The organism is Actinomadura atramentaria DSM 43919 (assembly GCF_000381885.1).
Lineage (GTDB): Bacteria > Actinomycetota > Actinomycetes > Streptosporangiales > Streptosporangiaceae > Spirillospora > Spirillospora atramentaria.
Window position 1 is genome coordinate 124,908 of sequence record NZ_KB907223.1, and the last position, 15,368, is coordinate 140,275.

The 15,368-nt window shown below is 74.8% G+C and carries 17 protein-coding genes; 14 read left to right on the top strand and 3 right to left on the bottom strand.

Annotated features, from left to right (window positions below):
• Window positions 1–45 precede the first annotated feature (45 nt).
• Window positions 46–1,284 (top strand): DUF349 domain-containing protein, encoded by a 1,239-nt coding sequence (locus G339_RS0128540; RefSeq protein ID WP_026341864.1) that lies wholly within the window; start codon window positions 46–48, stop codon window positions 1,282–1,284.
• Window positions 1,285–1,326: 42 nt separating this feature from the next.
• Here G339_RS0128540 and G339_RS0128545 read toward each other — a convergent pair whose 3' ends face one another.
• The 3 genes from G339_RS0128545 to G339_RS0128555 form a co-directional block, all read right to left on the bottom strand.
• Complete coding sequence (locus tag G339_RS0128545; RefSeq protein ID WP_019634485.1) at window positions 1,327–1,977, bottom strand: DUF305 domain-containing protein; 651 nt, start codon at window positions 1,975–1,977, stop codon at window positions 1,327–1,329.
• Entirely contained in the window at window positions 1,974–2,576 is a 603-nt protein-coding gene (locus G339_RS0128550; protein ID WP_019634486.1) for a DUF3105 domain-containing protein, read from the bottom strand. Before G339_RS0128550 ends, G339_RS0128545 begins: the two co-directional genes overlap by 4 nt.
• A 67-nt stretch (window positions 2,577–2,643) precedes the next feature.
• Window positions 2,644–3,078 carry a hypothetical protein gene (locus tag G339_RS0128555; protein WP_019634487.1) on the bottom strand — a complete coding sequence of 145 codons (435 nt, stop codon included), beginning with the start codon at window positions 3,076–3,078 and terminating at the stop codon, window positions 2,644–2,646.
• A 276-nt stretch (window positions 3,079–3,354) separates the two neighbouring features.
• Here G339_RS0128555 and G339_RS0128560 point away from each other — a divergent pair, with 276 nt between their 5' ends.
• The 13 genes from G339_RS0128560 (at window position 3,355) to G339_RS0128620 (ending at window position 15,358) form a co-directional block, all read left to right on the top strand.
• Window positions 3,355–4,617 carry a replication-associated recombination protein A gene (locus tag G339_RS0128560; protein ID WP_084693469.1) on the top strand — a complete coding sequence of 421 codons (1,263 nt, stop codon included), beginning with the start codon at window positions 3,355–3,357 and terminating at the stop codon, window positions 4,615–4,617.
• A gap of 276 nt (window positions 4,618–4,893) precedes the next feature.
• Complete coding sequence (locus G339_RS0128565; protein ID WP_033324657.1) at window positions 4,894–5,316, top strand: DUF948 domain-containing protein; 423 nt, start codon at window positions 4,894–4,896, stop codon at window positions 5,314–5,316.
• Window positions 5,313–5,633: a DUF6167 family protein gene (locus G339_RS35645; protein ID WP_019634490.1), complete on the top strand. Its 321-nt coding sequence runs from the start codon at window positions 5,313–5,315 to the stop codon at window positions 5,631–5,633. Before G339_RS0128565 ends, G339_RS35645 begins: the two co-directional genes overlap by 4 nt.
• Before the next feature lie 2 nt (window positions 5,634–5,635).
• Complete coding sequence (gene alaS, locus G339_RS0128575; RefSeq protein ID WP_019634491.1) at window positions 5,636–8,305, top strand: alanine--tRNA ligase; 2,670 nt, start codon at window positions 5,636–5,638, stop codon at window positions 8,303–8,305.
• Window positions 8,306–8,330: 25 nt separating this feature from the next.
• Window positions 8,331–8,789 (top strand): Holliday junction resolvase RuvX, encoded by a 459-nt coding sequence (gene ruvX, locus G339_RS0128580; RefSeq protein WP_019634492.1) that lies wholly within the window; start codon window positions 8,331–8,333, stop codon window positions 8,787–8,789.
• Window positions 8,786–9,928: an endolytic transglycosylase MltG gene (mltG, locus tag G339_RS0128585; RefSeq protein ID WP_019634493.1), complete on the top strand. Its 1,143-nt coding sequence runs from the start codon at window positions 8,786–8,788 to the stop codon at window positions 9,926–9,928. Before ruvX ends, mltG begins: the two co-directional genes overlap by 4 nt.
• On the top strand, window positions 9,921–10,757 hold the full coding sequence (locus G339_RS0128590; protein WP_019634494.1) for a shikimate dehydrogenase: 837 nt from the start codon (window positions 9,921–9,923) through the stop codon (window positions 10,755–10,757). The genes mltG and G339_RS0128590 overlap by 8 nt, the downstream gene beginning before the upstream one ends.
• Before the next feature lie 275 nt (window positions 10,758–11,032).
• Window positions 11,033–11,695: a translation initiation factor IF-3 gene (gene infC, locus G339_RS0128595; protein ID WP_476692187.1), complete on the top strand. Its 663-nt coding sequence runs from the start codon at window positions 11,033–11,035 to the stop codon at window positions 11,693–11,695.
• Between the two features lie 174 nt (window positions 11,696–11,869).
• Window positions 11,870–12,064 (top strand): 50S ribosomal protein L35, encoded by a 195-nt coding sequence (gene rpmI / locus G339_RS0128600; RefSeq protein ID WP_019634496.1) that lies wholly within the window; start codon window positions 11,870–11,872, stop codon window positions 12,062–12,064.
• A gap of 62 nt (window positions 12,065–12,126) precedes the next feature.
• Window positions 12,127–12,504 carry a 50S ribosomal protein L20 gene (gene rplT / locus G339_RS0128605; protein WP_084693467.1) on the top strand — a complete coding sequence of 126 codons (378 nt, stop codon included), beginning with the start codon at window positions 12,127–12,129 and terminating at the stop codon, window positions 12,502–12,504.
• A 70-nt stretch (window positions 12,505–12,574) separates the two neighbouring features.
• Entirely contained in the window at window positions 12,575–13,387 is an 813-nt protein-coding gene (locus tag G339_RS0128610) for a TrmH family RNA methyltransferase (protein ID WP_019634498.1), read from the top strand.
• A gap of 285 nt (window positions 13,388–13,672) precedes the next feature.
• Window positions 13,673–14,146: an STAS domain-containing protein gene (locus tag G339_RS0128615; RefSeq protein WP_019634499.1), complete on the top strand. Its 474-nt coding sequence runs from the start codon at window positions 13,673–13,675 to the stop codon at window positions 14,144–14,146.
• A gap of 87 nt (window positions 14,147–14,233) precedes the next feature.
• Entirely contained in the window at window positions 14,234–15,358 is a 1,125-nt protein-coding gene (locus tag G339_RS0128620; protein WP_019634500.1) for a sensor histidine kinase, read from the top strand.
• Window positions 15,359–15,368: the final 10 nt, after the last annotated feature.

The window sequence follows — 15,368 nt, forward strand, 5'->3', positions numbered from 1 at the left end:
CGGAGTCCGGCGATCTCGAACGGACTCGCGAATCAGGAGGCAAGGGTGTCCAGCGCGACCGATCCGTGGGGCCGGGTGGACGAGGACGGCACCGTCTACGTGCGGACCGCCGAGGGCGGCGAGCACGTCGTCGGGTCCTGGCAGGCGGGCGCCCCGGACGAGGCGCTCGCCTACTTCAAGCGCAAGTACGACGCGCTGGCCACCGAGATCGGCCTGCTGACGCAGCGGGTGAAGACCACCGACCTGCAGCCCCAGCAGGCGCAGCAGGCCGTGCAGCGGCTCCGCGAGTCCGTCGAGGGCGCGAACGCCGTCGGGGACCTGGCCGCGCTCGGCCGCCGCCTGGACGCGCTCGACGACCTGGTCGGCCGCCGCCGCGAGGAGGTCAAGGCCCGCCGCGAGCACGCCCGCGACGAGGCCCGCGAGGTCAAGGAGCGCATCGTCGCCGAGGCCGAGCGGATCGCCGCCGAGGAGACGCACTGGAAGAACGGCGGCGAGCGGCTGCGCGCGCTGGTCGAGGAGTGGAAGGCCGCCGACCGCGTCGACCGGACCACCGAGACGGCGCTGTGGAAGCGGCTGTCGGCGGCCCGCAACGCGTTCACCAAGCGCCGCAAGGCGTACTTCGCGACGCTGGACGACCAGCGCGCCGAGGCCCGCCGCGAGAAGGAGCGGCTGGTCGCGGACGCCGAGGCGCTGAGCGGGTCCACCGACTGGTCCGACACCGCCGCCGCCTACCGGGAGCTGATGCGCCGCTGGAAGGCGGCGGGCCGCGCGTCCCGCGAGGTCGAGGACGAGCTGTGGGCCCGGTTCAAGGGCGCGCAGGACGTCTTCTTCGCCGCCCGCTCCGCCGTGTTCGCCGAGCGGGACGCCGAGTTCGCGGTGAACGCCGAGGAGAAGGAGCGCATCCTCGCGGAGGCGGAGAAACTGCTGCCCGTCCGCGACGTCCGCGCGGCCCGGCAGGCGCTGCGCGGGTTCCAGGAGCGCTGGGAGGCGGCGGGCATGGTCCCGCGCGACCGGCGCGACCGGCTGGAGTCGCGGCTGCGCAAGGTCGAGGAGGCCGTGCGGACGGCCGAGGAGTCGGAGTGGCGGCGCACCAACCCCGAGGCGCGGGCCCGCGCCGAGGCGACGGTGGCGCAGCTCCGCGACTCCATCGCCCAGTTGGAGCGCCGCCGGGACAAGGCCGCCGCCGCGGGCCGCGACCGGGACGTCAAGGACGCCGAGGAGGCGCTGACGGCCCGCCGGTCCTGGCTGGCCGAGGCCGAGCGCACGCTCGCCGAGTTCTCCTGACGCGCGGGCGCGGGGGCCCGCCCGGACCCCCGCGCCGCGCCGTCAGGCCGCCGACCGTTCGGCGAGCATCCCTTCCATCAGCGTGATCTCGCTCTGCTGGGCGGCCGCCATCGAGCGGGCGAGCCGCTGGACCTGCTCGTCGCCGGTGCGGGTGAGGACGGCCTTCGCCATCTCCACGCCCGCCCGGTGGTGCGTGATCATCAGACGGAGGAACAGCACCTCCGCCGCCCGGCCCGACGCCGCGTCCAGCGCACGGAGCTGCGCGGGCGTGGCCATTCCCGGCATCGACTCCGCTCCGGCGGCCTGTGCCCCGCCGTGCCCGGCGTGGCCCATCCAGCGCATCGGGCCGCGCGGGTCGGTCTTGGGCGCGCCCCACTCGTCCAGCCAGGCCGTCATCATGCCGATCTGCTGGGACTGGGTCGTGGCGATGTCGTAGGCCAGGGTCCGGACGGCCTGGTCGCCGGTCCGGTCCCGGATGTCCATCGCCATCCGGACGGCCTGCGCGTGGTGCGTGCTCATGTCGCGGGCGAACCCGGCCTCCGGCGAGTCGGCGTCGGCGTGGCCGGACCGCAGCAGCGGCAGCACGGCCAGCGCCGCCGCCACCCCGAGGACGAGCGCCGCGAGCAGGACGGCGGCCCGCCTTCCCCTCGCGGGCCGGGTCACCACGGGCCGGGTCACCACGGGCTCGGTCACGGCGTGTCCTTGCCGCCGGTGCAGGGCGCGCCCGGCTCCGGCGTCTGCGGCCCCTTGACGTACTTGGCCAGGAACGCGTCGATACGGGAGTCGTTCGCGTCCTGCACCTTGAGCTGGCGGCCCCACGCGCTGAGCGCGATCGGCGCGTCCAGCGACGGGTACGGGCTCATCAGCGAGTAGTCCACCGCGCGGACCCGCCTGGCGAGCGCCGCGACCTGGTCGGCGGCGAGCCCGGGCCGGTAGGTGACCCACACGGCGCCGTGCTCCAGCGCGTGGACGGCGTTCTCGTTCCGCAGCGGCGCGTCGTAGACCCGCGCGTCGCAGTTCTGCCAGGTCGGGTCGTGGTCGCCGCCCATCGGCGGCGAGTCCGGGTAGTCGACGGGATCGGTCGTGTGGTTCCGGCTGAGGCCGTCGTGGACGACGACGCCCTTGATGTCGTCGTCGGCCTGCGACGGCCGGGTCTGCAGGAACGCGAACACCACCGCCGCGACGGCGACGAGGCCGACGGCGGTGAAGAAGCCGATGCCGCCCCAGGGCGTCCGCCGCTCGGTCAGGGCGTTGGTGCGGGGCCGGTTCGCGCCGCGCTCGTTCGTGGGCATGGGAAAGGGACCTCCGGTGCTCGGATGGAAGGACGAGCTGGTGAAGGGGGCCGGGGGGCCGGGTCTTCTACAGCCGGAGCACCTGGAGGGCGGCGAGCGATCGGGGGGCGGGGGCGAAGGGGCGCGGCGGGGCGAGCGCCCAGCCGCCGCGCGCGGCGGCGCGGCCGCCCGCCCGGCGCGGCAGGGCGGCCAGCGCGAACGCCAGCAGCCCGAACAGCACGGGCAGGACCAGGCAGCACGCGTCGGCGGGGGAGACGGGGGCCCGCGCCGGGAGGTCGGTCAGCGAGATCAGCGGACCGGGCGACGCCGTGCCGACGCCGTGGACGAGCGGCGACCCCGCCGGGACGTGCAGCGAATGGGCCGTGCAGACCTCCTGCGGCGGCGCGTGCCCGAGCCCGTAGCTGAACACCAGCCCGGCGACGACCAGCAGCGCGACGAGCAGGCCGGACGGCCCGTGCCGCAGCGCGCGCCCCGCGCGCGCCGCCGCGCCGCTCGCGTCCACGCCACCTCCCCGGGCTCCGTCCGCCGGTCTCCGCATCGCCAACGCGGGGAGACCGCCGCCGAGTTCCGAAGGATACCCGGCGGCGTCCGCGCGAGGAGGACGATCGGCGCGTGCCGGGCGGGGCGGCCCGCGGGATAGTGTCGGAGTGTGACGAGCAGGGGGGAAACGGGCCGCGCTGACGCCCTTTTCGACGACCCGGCGCGACCGCCGGAACCGCCGGAACCGGCCGCGCCGGTGTTCGCGGAACCGGGCGCGAACGAGCCGCTGGCCGTCCGGATGCGGCCGCGCTCGCTGGACGAGGTCGTCGGCCAGGCGCACCTGCTCGGCCCCGGCACGCCGATCCGCCAGCTCGTGGACCGCGACGTCCCGATGTCCCTGCTGCTGTGGGGCCCGCCCGGCACGGGCAAGACGACGCTCGCGACCGTGGTGAGCCGCGTGACCGCCCGCCGGTTCGTGGAGGTCTCGGCCGTCAGCGACGGCGTCAAGCGCGTCCGCGCCGAGATCGAGCTGGCCCGCCGCGAACTCGGCATGACGGGCCGCCAGACGGTCCTGTTCGTGGACGAGGTCCACCGGTTCAACAAGGCCCAGCAGGACGCGCTGCTGCCCGCCGTCGAGAACCGCTGGGTGTCGTTCATCGGCGCGACGACCGAGAACCCGTTCTTCTCCGTGATCAGCCCGCTGCTGTCCCGGTCGCTGCTGCTCACCCTGGAGCCCCTCGGCGAGGACGACCTGCGCGCCGTGATCGCCCGCGCCCTCGCCGACGAGCGCGGCCTGGCCGGGGCGGTGTCGCTGGAGCCCGCCGCCGAGGACCACCTGATCCGGCTGGCGGGCGGCGACGCCCGCCGCACCCTCACCTACCTGGAGGCGGCCGCGCTCGTCGCCCCCGACGACGGCGTCGTGGACGTCGGGGTGCTGGAGCGCGCGGTGGACCGCGCCGCCGTCCGCTACGACCGCGAGGGCGACCAGCACTACGACGTGATCAGCGCGTTCATCAAGAGCATCCGCGGCAGCGACGTGGACGCGGCGCTGCACTACCTGGCCCGGATGATCGAGGCGGGGGAGGACCCCCGGTTCATCGCCCGCCGCATCGTCGTCCACGCCAGCGAGGACGTCGGCATGGCCGACCCGACCGCGCTGCAGACCGCCGTTGCGGCGGCGCAGGCCGTCGAGCTGGTCGGGCTGCCCGAGGCGCGCATCAACCTGGCGCAGGCGGTGATCCACCTCTCGCTCGCGCCGAAGTCCAACGCGGTGGTCAGGGCGGTGGACGCGGCGATGGCGGACGTCCGCAGGGGCCTGGCCGGACCCGTCCCGAACCACCTGCGCGACGCCCACTACAAGGGCGCGGCGAAGATCGGCCACGGCGAGGGCTACAAGTACGCCCACGACCACCCCGGCGGCGTCGTCCGCCAGCAGCACGCGCCCGACAACGTGGACGGGCGCGAGTACTACCGGCCGACGCGGCACGGCGCCGAGGCCCGGTTCACCGAGGTCCTGGCGCGCATCCGCGCGGTCCTGCGCGGCGGGGCCGGCCGCGGGTGACGCCCCGGCGGCCGCGCCAAGGTGGCGGCGGGCCGGACGATCATGGCACTCTGGCGGGCACGGCGTACTCCGCCGGGACGGCCCCACTGGGCGGTTCGTCCCGATAACCTGCGAAGTACCGCCGTGCGCGGCGATCGGGCGGCGCGCCCGCCGCTCACCGCGCGGACCGGGACGACACTCGCGGTAAGGTGCGTTTCCGGCCCGCCCGCGATGGAGCGACGCGCCGCTGCGACGGTCCGGCGCGCCGCGCCGAAGCGAACCGAACGGAAGACCCTGATGCTCACTGGCGGACAGCTCGCAGGTCTCATCGTGGCCGTGTTCTGGGCGGTGCTCGTCTCCTTCCTGGCCTACACGCTGCTGCGGCTCGCCCGCCTGCTCCGCGACGCGGGCGAGGTCGTCCACGAGATCGCCGAGCAGGCCGGGCCGCTGCTGGACGACATGAACCGCACCGTCCGGCGCGCCAACGAGCAGCTCGGCCGCACCGACGTGATCACCAAGCAGGCCGCCGGGATCACCCAGAACGTCTCGGCCGTCACCACCGTCATGACGTCCGTCGTCGGCGGCCCGCTGGTGAAGGCCGCCGCGTTCTCCTACGGCGTCCGCAAGGCGCTCGGCGGCCGCGGCGACTCCGCCGCGGACGGCGCGCCGCAGCTCCCCCGCCCCCGCGAGGGCGGCGGCAGGAAGGGAGGCCGCCGGTGAGGCGCCTGTTCTGGCTCTCGGTCGGCGCGGGCGCGGGCGTCTACGCCACGCACCGCGTCAAGCGCCGCGTCGAGCGGTTCGCCCGCGCCTGGTCGCCCGAGGGCGTCGCGGCCCGCGCCGTGGAGACCGGGCAGGGCGCCGGGCGGCGGCTGCGCGACTTCGCCTCCGACGTGCGCGTCGGGATGGCGGAGCGCGAGGAGGAACTGCGCGCGGCGGTCCGGCTGGACCAGGCCCCGCCCGAGCCGGACGCCGTCCGGCGCGGCCGCGTCCTGCGGGCGCGGTACACGATCATCGACGACGACAAGGATGGCCACTGATCATGGAGTCGGCAGAGGTCGCGCGGCGCTTCCTCAACTTCTTCGCCGAGCGCGGGCACACCGTCGTGCCGTCGGCCAGCCTGATCGCCGAGGACCCGACGCTGCTGCTGGTGCCCGCCGGGATGGTGCCGTTCAAGCCGTACTTCCTCGGCCAGCGCACACCGCCGTCCCCCCGCATGACGAGCGCCCAGAAGTGCGTCCGGACCCCCGACATCGAAGAGGTCGGCAAGACCACCCGGCACGCCACCTTCTTCCAGATGCTCGGGAACTTCTCCATCGGGGACTACTTCAAGGAGCAGGCGATCCCGTTCGCGTGGGAGCTGCTGACGCGGCCCCGCGAGGACGGCGGGTTCGGGTTCCCCGAAGAGAAGCTGTGGGTCACCGTCTACACCGACGACGACGAGGCCCAGGACCTCTGGCACGGCGAGGTCGGCGTCCCGCTGGACCGCATCCAGCGGCGCGGCCTGGCCGACAACTACTGGCACATGGGCGTCCCCGGCCCCGGCGGGCCCTGCTCGGAGATCTACTACGACCGCGGCCCCGAGTACGGGCGCGAGGGCGGCCCCGTCGCGGACGAGGACCGGTACCTGGAGGTCTGGAACCTCGTCTTCATGCAGAAGCAGCTCGGCGAGGTCCGCTCCAAGACCGACTTCGACGTCGTGGGCGACCTGCCGTCCCGCAACATCGACACCGGCATGGGCCTGGAGCGCATGGCGGCGATCCTCCAGGGCGTCGACAACATCTACGAGACCGACACCCTGTGGCGGGTCCTGCAGCGCGCCGCCGAGCTGACGGGCGTCAAGTACGGCGCGGACCGCCGCGACGACGTGTCGCTGCGCGTCGTCGCCGACCACGTCCGCAGCGGCACGATGATGGTCGCGGACGGCATCCGCCCCGGCAACGAGGGCCGCGGCTACGTCCTGCGCCGCATCCTGCGCCGTTCCGTCCGCAACCTGCGGCTCCTCGGCGGCCAGGACGCCGGCCTCATGCACGCCCTCACCGAGACCGCCATCGCGGCGATGGGCGAGCAGTACCCCGACCTGGTCCGCACCGCAGCGAACATCCACACCGTCATCGACGCGGAGGAGGACTCGTTCCTCCAGACGCTCCGCACCGGCACCGCGATCTTCGACACCGCCGTCGAGGAGACCCGCCGCTCCGGCGGGCGCGCGCTGCCCGGCGCGCAGGCGTTCAAGCTCCACGACACCTACGGCTTCCCCATCGACCTCACCCTGGAGATGGCCGCCGAGCAGGGCCTCAAGGTCGACGAGGACGGCTTCCGCCGCCTCATGGCCGAGCAGCGGGACCGGGCCAAGAAGGACGCCCGCGAGAAGAAGACCGGCAACCTCGACGTCTCCGTCCTGGACGAGCTGCTCACCCGCTCCGGCGGCCGCGTGGACTTCACCGGCTACAAGTCGGTGACGGGCGACGCCCGGCTCGTCGGCCTGATCATCAACGGCGCCAACGTGCAGGCGGCGGGCGAGGGCGCGGAGGTCGAGGTCGTCCTGGACCGCACCCCCTTCTACGCCGAGGGCGGCGGCCAGCTCTCCGACCAGGGCACGATCACGTTCGGGAACGGCGCGCGCGTCGCCGTCCACGACGTGCAGGCCCCGCTCGCCGGGCTCGTCGTCCACCGCGGCAGGGTCACCGCGGGCGAGGCGCGCGTCGGCGACACCGCGTTCGCCGAGATCGACGTCGAGCGCCGCCGCGCGATCTCCCGCTCCCACACCGCGACCCACATGGTCCACGCCGGATTCCGCCGCGCGCTCGGCGAATCCGCCGCGCAGGCCGGGTCGGAGAACTCCCCGGGCCGCTTCCGGTTCGACTTCACCGCCTCCGGCGCGGTCCCGCCGAGCGTCCTGCGGGACGTGGAGGACGAGGTCAACGCCGTCCTCGTCGACGACCTGGACGTCCGCGCCTTCCACACCTCCATCGACGAGGCCCGCGCGATGGGCGCGCTCGCCCTGTTCGGCGAGAAGTACGGCGACGAGGTCCGCGTCGTTGAGGTCGGCGACTACTCCCGCGAGCTGTGCGGCGGCACCCACGTCGCCAGCTCCGGGCAGCTCGGCCTGGTCAAGGTGCTGGGCGAGTCGTCCATCGGCGCGGGCGTCCGCCGCGTCGAGGCGCTCGTCGGCATCGACGCGTTCCGGTTCCTCGCCCGCGAGAGCGTGCTCGTCGCGCAGCTCGCGGAGCAGATGAAGGTCCGCAGGGAGCAGCTCCCCGAGCGGATCTCCGGCGTCGTCGCCCGGCTGCGCGAGGCCGAGAAGGACCTGGAGCGGCTGCGCTCCCAGCAGGTCCTCGCGGTCGCCGGGTCGCTGGCCGACGGGGCCCGCGACGTCGGCGGCGTCGCCTACGTCGCGCACCGCGCGCCGGACGGCACCGGCGCGGACGACCTGCGCAAGCTCGCCGTGGACGTGCGCGGGCGGCTCGCCGGGCGGCCCGCCGTCGTCATGGTCGTCGGCGTCCCCAAGGACCGGCCCGTCGTGGTCGTCGCCGTCAGCGAGGGGGCCCGCGACCGCGGCCTCAAGGCGGGCGCGCTCGTCGGCGTCGCCGCCCGCGCCCTCGGCGGCGGGGGCGGCGGCAAGGACGACCTCGCCCAGGGCGGGGGTGCGAACGCCGGCGCGGTCGGCGACGCGCTGACCGCCGTCGAACGAGCCGTCGAGGCCGTGTGAGCGGGCCGGCGGCGGGGGAGCCGCGATGAGGACCGGCGTCCGGCTCGGCGTCGACGTCGGGAGCGTCCGCGTCGGGGTCGCGCGCAGCGACCCCCGCGGGGCCCTCGCCGTGCCGCTGGAGACCGTCCGGTTCGGCCGCGGCGACGTCGACCGGATCGTCGAGCTGATGGCCGAGTACGAGGCCGTCGAGGTCGTCGTCGGGCTGCCCACGTCGCTGTCGGGCCGGGAGGGCCCGGCGGCGGCCGCCGCCCGCCGGTTCGCGCGGATGCTCGCCGGCCGCCTCCCCGCCGGGACCGTCCGGATGTACGACGAGCGGCTCACCACGGTCACCGCCGAGGCGGGGCTGCGGGCGGGCGGCGTCCACGGGCAGGCGCGGCGCAGGGTCGTCGACCAGGCCGCCGCGACCGTCCTGCTGCAGGCCGCGCTGGACGCCGAGCGCAGCACCGGCCGACCGCCGGGCGAGACCGTCGGTGAGGGCACATGAGCGACCTCGACCTGTTCTCCGAAGCGCCGCGCGGCGACCGGCGGCGCCGCCGCCCGGCCGCCGTCCCGCAGCGCAGGCGCCGCAAGCGGCGCAGCGGCAAGGCGGCGTTCCTGTTCGCGATGGCGTTCCTCGTCGCGATCGTCGGCACCGGCGGCGTCCTCGGCGCGGCGTGGCTCGACAACCGCCTGCACCCGCCGGACTACTCCGGCGAGGGGACGGGCAGCGTCACCGTCCAGGTCGCCGAGGGCGCGACCGGGCAGGCCATCGGCACGGCCCTGCACGAGCACGACGTGATCAAGAGCGTCGCCGCGTTCCTCAAGGTCTACGCGGGGGAGACCCGCGCCAGCGGCATCCAGCCGGGTTTCTACCAGATGCGGCGCAAGATGTCGTCGCGCGCGGCGATGACGCTGCTGCTCGACCCCAAGTCCCGCGCGGGGAACCAGATCACCATCCCCGAGGGTCGGCGAGCTGGTGAAATCTACGAACTGCTGGCCAAGAAGACCGGGATCTCGGCGAAGAAGTTCCAGGCCGCCGCGAAGAACACCAAGGCGCTCGGCCTGCCCAAGTACGCCGACGGCAAGGTCGAGGGCTACCTGTTCCCCGGCCGCTACGACCTCGACCCGAACGCGTCCGCGCCGCAGATCCTCAAGGCGATGGTGGCCCGGTTCAAGGACGAGGCCCAGAAGGTCGGGCTGGAGGAGAAGGCCGGCGACGTGGGGCTCAAGCCCGGCGAGGTCGTCGTGCTGGCGAGCCTGCTGCAGGCCGAGGGCGGCACCGAGGAGGACTACCCCAAGATCGCGCGGGTGCTCTACAACCGGCTGCACGCCGGGCGCAAGCTCCAGCTCGACACGACGGTCCTGTACGCGCTGAACAAGCGCACGCTGCACGTCACGTACAAGGACACGGCCGTCCGGTCGCCCTACAGCACCTACTACGTCAAGGGCCTGCCGGTCGGCGCGATCGACAGCCCCGGCGCGGCGGCGCTGGAGGCGGCGCTGAAGCCCGCGGACGGCGACTGGCTGTTCTTCGTGACCACCGACCCGTCCACAGGCCACACCGAGTACGGCACGACCGACGCCGACTTCACCCGCATGAAGAACGAACTCGACAAATGGCTGGCGGCGCACCCCGATGGCTGACGAGAACACGACGTTCCGCGCGGCCGTGCTCGGCTCGCCCGTCGCCCACTCGCTGTCGCCGGCGCTGCACCGCGCGGCGTACGCGGCGATGGGCCTGGACGACTGGTCGTACACGGCGGTGGAGTGCGCCGAGGACGGTCTGGCCGGGTTCCTCGACGGGCTGGACGCGGGCTGGGCGGGGCTGTCGCTGACGATGCCCCTCAAGCGCGTCGCGCTCGACCTCGCGGACGAGGCGTCCGACCTGGCCGTCGCGGTCGGCGGGGCGAACACCCTCGTCCTGCGCGACGGCCGCCGCGTCGCGGACAACACCGACGTCCACGGGATCGTCGCCGCGCTGACCGAGGCGGGCCTGGGCGATCCCGGGTCGGCCCTGGTCCTGGGCGGCGGGGCGACGGCGGCGTCCGCGTTCGCGGCCCTCGCCCGGCTCGGGCTGGACTCGGTGCGGCTGGCCGTGCGCAGCCCCGAGCGCGCCGCCGCGTCGGTGGCGGCGGGCGAGCGGTTCGGGCTGGCCGTCGAGGTCTCGCCGCTCGACCGCGTCCCGGAGCTGCTGGACGTCGGCCTGGTGGTCTCGACGCTGCCGGGCGGGGCCGCCGACGCGTTCGCCGCGCCGGTCGCGGCCTCGGGCGCGGCGCTGTTCGACGTCGTCTACGCCCCGTGGCCCACGGCCCTCGCGGCGGCCGTGTCGGCGGCGGGCCGGCCCGTCGTCGGCGGCTTCGCGATGCTGCTGCACCAGGCCGTCCGGCAGGTCGCCCTGATGACGGGCCGCGCGGACGTCCCGGTGGAGGCGATGCGCGCCGCCGGAGCGGCCGAACTGGCCCGCCGCGCCTGACCGCCGGGGAATCCCGCGGCCCCGCGCGGTGTTGTGCGGGGGCGGTGGTATCCCGGGGCAGCGCGAACAGCTCGACACGGGTGGTAGAGTGGGAACTCGACCGGCCTGGCGAGCGTGTTCCGACGCGCGCACCGGGCGCTCAAGCGGAGGCCACCTCCCACCTGACCGGCCCACGGCCGGCGGGTCTCGGTCCGGCACGCGGGCGCCGTCCCGCGACGCCGTCGCCCCGGCGCATCGTCGCCGCGGGCGGCCGAAGGTGGCCCCGTATGCGAGTCGTGCGGGGCTTTTCGCATGGGAGCCCTGGGGTACGACCGGTCCGAGAACTTTCACGACTGCGGCCCCTAGGAGGTCCCATCAGCGCCGAACCGCGTATCAACGACCGCATTCGCGTGCCCGAGGTCCGGCTCGTCGGCCCGAACGGCGAACAGGTGGGCATCGTTCCCATCGCCAAGGCCCTTGAGCTCGCGCGTGAGTCGGACCTCGACCTCGTCGAGGTGGCGCCCACCGCGCGCCCGCCCGTCGCCAAGCTCATGGACTACGGCAAGTTCAAGTACGAGTCCGCGATGAAGGCGCGTGAGGCGCGGAAGAACCAGGCGCACACGATCATCAAGGAGATCAAGCTCCGGCCGAAGATCGACCCGCACGACTACGAGACCAAGAAGGGTCACGTGGTGCGGTTCCTCAAGGCCGGGGACAAGGTCAAGGTGACGATCATGTTCCGCGGCCGCGAGCAGTCCCGGCCGGAGCTCGGCTACCGGCTCCTGCAGCGGCTCGCGGAGGACGTCGACGACCTCGGCTTCGTCGAGTCCCGCGCCAAGCAGGACGGCCGTAACATGATCATGGTGATCGGTCCGCACAAGAAGAAGGCCGAGGCCAAGGCGGAGGCGAAGGCCGAGCGCGACGCGTCGCGCGCGGACCAGTCGCAGGCCGCCGGCTGACCCCGGGCCGGCGCCGGTCGCCGGCCCGGTCCGCACCCCGGTCCGACGGGTCCGGGACGCACGTACATTGAAGCCTGCCCAGGCGCGATCCGACAGGTCCGGGGAGCGCGCCCGGTCAGGCACGCCCCCGCGCGCCGGTGCGGGGGCGCACGAGTTGAGGAGACGACGGCGACCATGCCGAAGACCAAGACCCACAGCGGTGCCAAGAAGCGCTTCAAGCTGACCGGCTCCGGCAAGGTGATGCGCCGCCGCGCCAACAAGAACCACCTGCTCGAGCACAAGCCCTCCAAGCGCACCCGCCGCCTGGACGGCCCGGCCGTCGTGGCGCCGGCCGACGCCAAGAACATCAAGAAGCTGCTCCGCAAGTAGTCCGGACAACCTGACCCCGCCGGAGCCCGGAAGGGCCCGGCCCCCACGAAGGAGTTCAACACGTGGCACGCGTGAAGCGGGCGGTCAACGCCGCCAAGAAGCGTCGGGTCGTCCTGGAGCGGTCGAGCGGCTACCGCGGCCAGCGGTCGCGCCTGTACCGCAAGGCCAAGGAGCAGCAGCTCCACTCGATGACGTACGCCTTCCGGGACCGCAAGGACCGCAAGGGCCAGTTCCGCCGCCTGTGGATCCAGCGCATCAACGCGGCGGCCCGCGCCAACGGCATGACCTACAACCGGCTCATCCAGGGCCTCAAGCTCGCCGAGGTCGAGGTCGACCGGCGCATGCTGGCCGAGCTGGCCGTCAACGACGCCGCCGCGTTCGCGGCGCTCGTCGAGGTGGCCCGGGCCGCGCTGCCGACCGAGGGCAGCGAGGCGGCCTGAGCCGCGCGGCGGTCCCCGGTCCCGGCGCCGCGTCGCCGGCCCGGGCGGGGGCTCGAAAGGGGAAGGGCGCATGGCGGGTCGTGAGCTGACCTCGATCCGCTCACCGCGGGTGAAGGCCGCGCGGCGGCTCGCCAAGCGCGCGTTCCGCCGCCGCGAGCGGCGGTTCCTGGCCGAGGGGCCGCAGGCGGTGCGCGAGGCGCTGGCGATCGAGGGCGGCCTGGCGGAGCTGTTCACCACGGCCGAGGCCGAGACGCGGCACGCCGACCTCGTCGAGGCGGCGGAGCGCGCGGGGGCGCCGGTGCTGCGGGTGAGCGGCGAGGTCATGGCCGAGCTGGCGCAGACCGTCACCCCGCAGGGGCTGCTGGCGGTCTGCGAGTTCGTGGACGTCCCGCTCGCGGAGTCGCTGGCGGCCGGGCCCCGGCTGGTGACGGTCCTCGCGCACGTCCGCGACCCGGGCAACGCCGGGACGGTCCTGCGCACGGCCGACGCCGCCGGGTCGGAGTCGGTGGTGTTCACCGACGCGTCGGTGGACCCGTACAACGGCAAGTGCGTGCGGGCGTCGGCGGGCAGCCTCTTCCACCTGCCGGTCGTCGTCGGGCCGCGGTTCGACACGCTGATCCCCGAGCTGAAGAGCGCGGGGCTCACGGTGCTCGCCGCCGACGGCGCGGGCCCGCGCACGCTGGACGCGTGCATCGACGACGGCACCCTCGCCGGCCCGACGGCGTGGGTGTTCGGGAACGAGGCGTGGGGTCTGCCGGACGAGATCCTGCGGCACGTGGACGGATGCGTCCGGGTGCCGATCTACGGGCGGGCGGAGAGCCTGAACCTCGCGACGGCGGCGGCGGTCTGCCTGTACGCGTCGGCCCGCGCCCAGCGCGGCTGAAAACCGCCGAGAACCGAAATTTCGGATACGCACCACGGTGTTATGGCTACGACACGCCTGCGCCGCAGGACCGCCCGCGATGGCCGCATACGGCCGCGTCGGGCGGTCCGGTGTCCGTTTTGACCTGGGAGAATGAGGTCTCCGGCGGCGCACGGGGGTCGCGCCGCCGCGTCCTACGAAGGTAGGAGCCGGAAACCGTCCGGCGGCGGAGGAAACCTGTCGGCACCGCGGCCTACGGTGATGAGGTCTGCGCGGCGACGCCGCCGCGCGAAGGGGGCAGAAGTGATGGCCGAGGACAACACGACCGCGGAGCGGCGGCCGACCCGGCGGGGGCCGGGCGTCGTGCGCTGCAGCGCGGGCGCCTCCGCACCGGGGCCGGTCATGCGGTACGAGCGGCGGCGGACGGACCTGGCGGTCACGGCCGAGCGCGCTCCCGGCGGGGTGACCGTCGCGGCGGTCACCGGCGAGATCGACCTGCACACCGCCGACACGCTGCGCGCCCGCCTCGCCTCGCTGCACGCGGCGGGGGACCGGGGCCTCGTGGTCGACTTCGAGGGCGTCCCGTTCTGCGACGCCACGGGCCTGGGCGCGCTGGTCGCGGCGCACAACGAGATCGCCGCGCGGGGCGGCGGCATCCGGCTGGCGCGGATGCGCCCGGCGCAGGAGCGGCTGGTCCGGATCACCGGGCTGCACCGGCTGTTCCCGGTCCACGCGACGGTCGACGAGGCCGTCGCGGCGGCCGCGCAGCCCCTGTCCTGACGGCGTTCCCGGGTCCTGACCGCACCCGCCGGCCGGATAGGGTCGGTGGGCGACGGGCCGTGTTCCGACCGTGTTCTGGAGGCCGCCGTGGTCGCGAAGGACTCCCCGACCGTGCCGCCGTCCCGCCGGGGTGACGCCGGTCCGGCGGACCGCGCCGCGGGGGATTTCGCCGACCTCTTGGACGGTCTGCCCGACGGCGTGCTCGTCGCCGACGCGGCGGCCCGGGTGGTGGCGTTCAACGCCGCCGCCGCGCGGATGACGGGCGTCCCGGCGGCCGCGGCGCTCGGCGGCGACTTCCGCGACGTCCTGCCGTTGCAGGACGCCGAGGGCCGCGACTGGTGGAAGTGCGTCGCGCCCTACGGCGGGCTGTCGACCCGCACCCGCCACCCCGAGCGCTCCCTGTTCCTGCCGGACGGCACCGAGTTGCTGGTCACCGCCGCCTACCGGCGGGGCGAGCGGGGCCGGGTGGAACGTTTCACCGTGGGGCTGCGCGACGCGGCCGCCCGCGCCCGCCGCGAGCGCGACCGCGCCGACCTGGTCTCCACCGTCGCGCACGAGCTGCGCTCCCCGCTCACCAGCGTCAAGGGGTTCACCGCGACGCTGCTGGCCCGCTGGCACCGCTTCAACGACGACCAGAAGCTCGTCATGCTGGAGACCGTCAACGCCGACGCCGACCGCGTCACCCGGCTGATCACCGAGCTGCTGGACGTGTCGCGGATCGAGGCGGGGCGGCTGGAGATGCGCCGCCAGGTCGTCGACCTGCCCGCCGAGATCCGCAAGGCCGTCGCGGGCCGCGTCGCGGCGGGCGACCCCGGCGACCGGTTCCGGTTCGAGTCGCGCGGCGAGCTGCCCGAGATGTGGCTCGACCCCGACAAGATCGACCAGATCCTGGGCAACCTGCTCGAAAACGCCGTGCGACACGGGGCTGGTACTGTCACGATCGTGGTGGAGCCGGACGCGCAGGAGAAGGGGGCCGCCGTGTCGGTGCGCGACGAGGGCGAGGGCATCCCGCCCGAGGCCGCCCAGCGCGTGTTCCGGCAGTTCTGGCGCGGCCCCGGCGGCAACCGCCGCGCGGGCACCGGTCTCGGCCTCTACATCGTGAAGGGCCTCGTCGAGGCGCACGGCGGGTCGATCTCCGTGCGGCGCGCGCCCGGCGGCGGCGCCGAGTTCCGATTTACCGTGCCCGCCGGCGCTCCCGACCACGCCGTCTGACCCGCGCGCA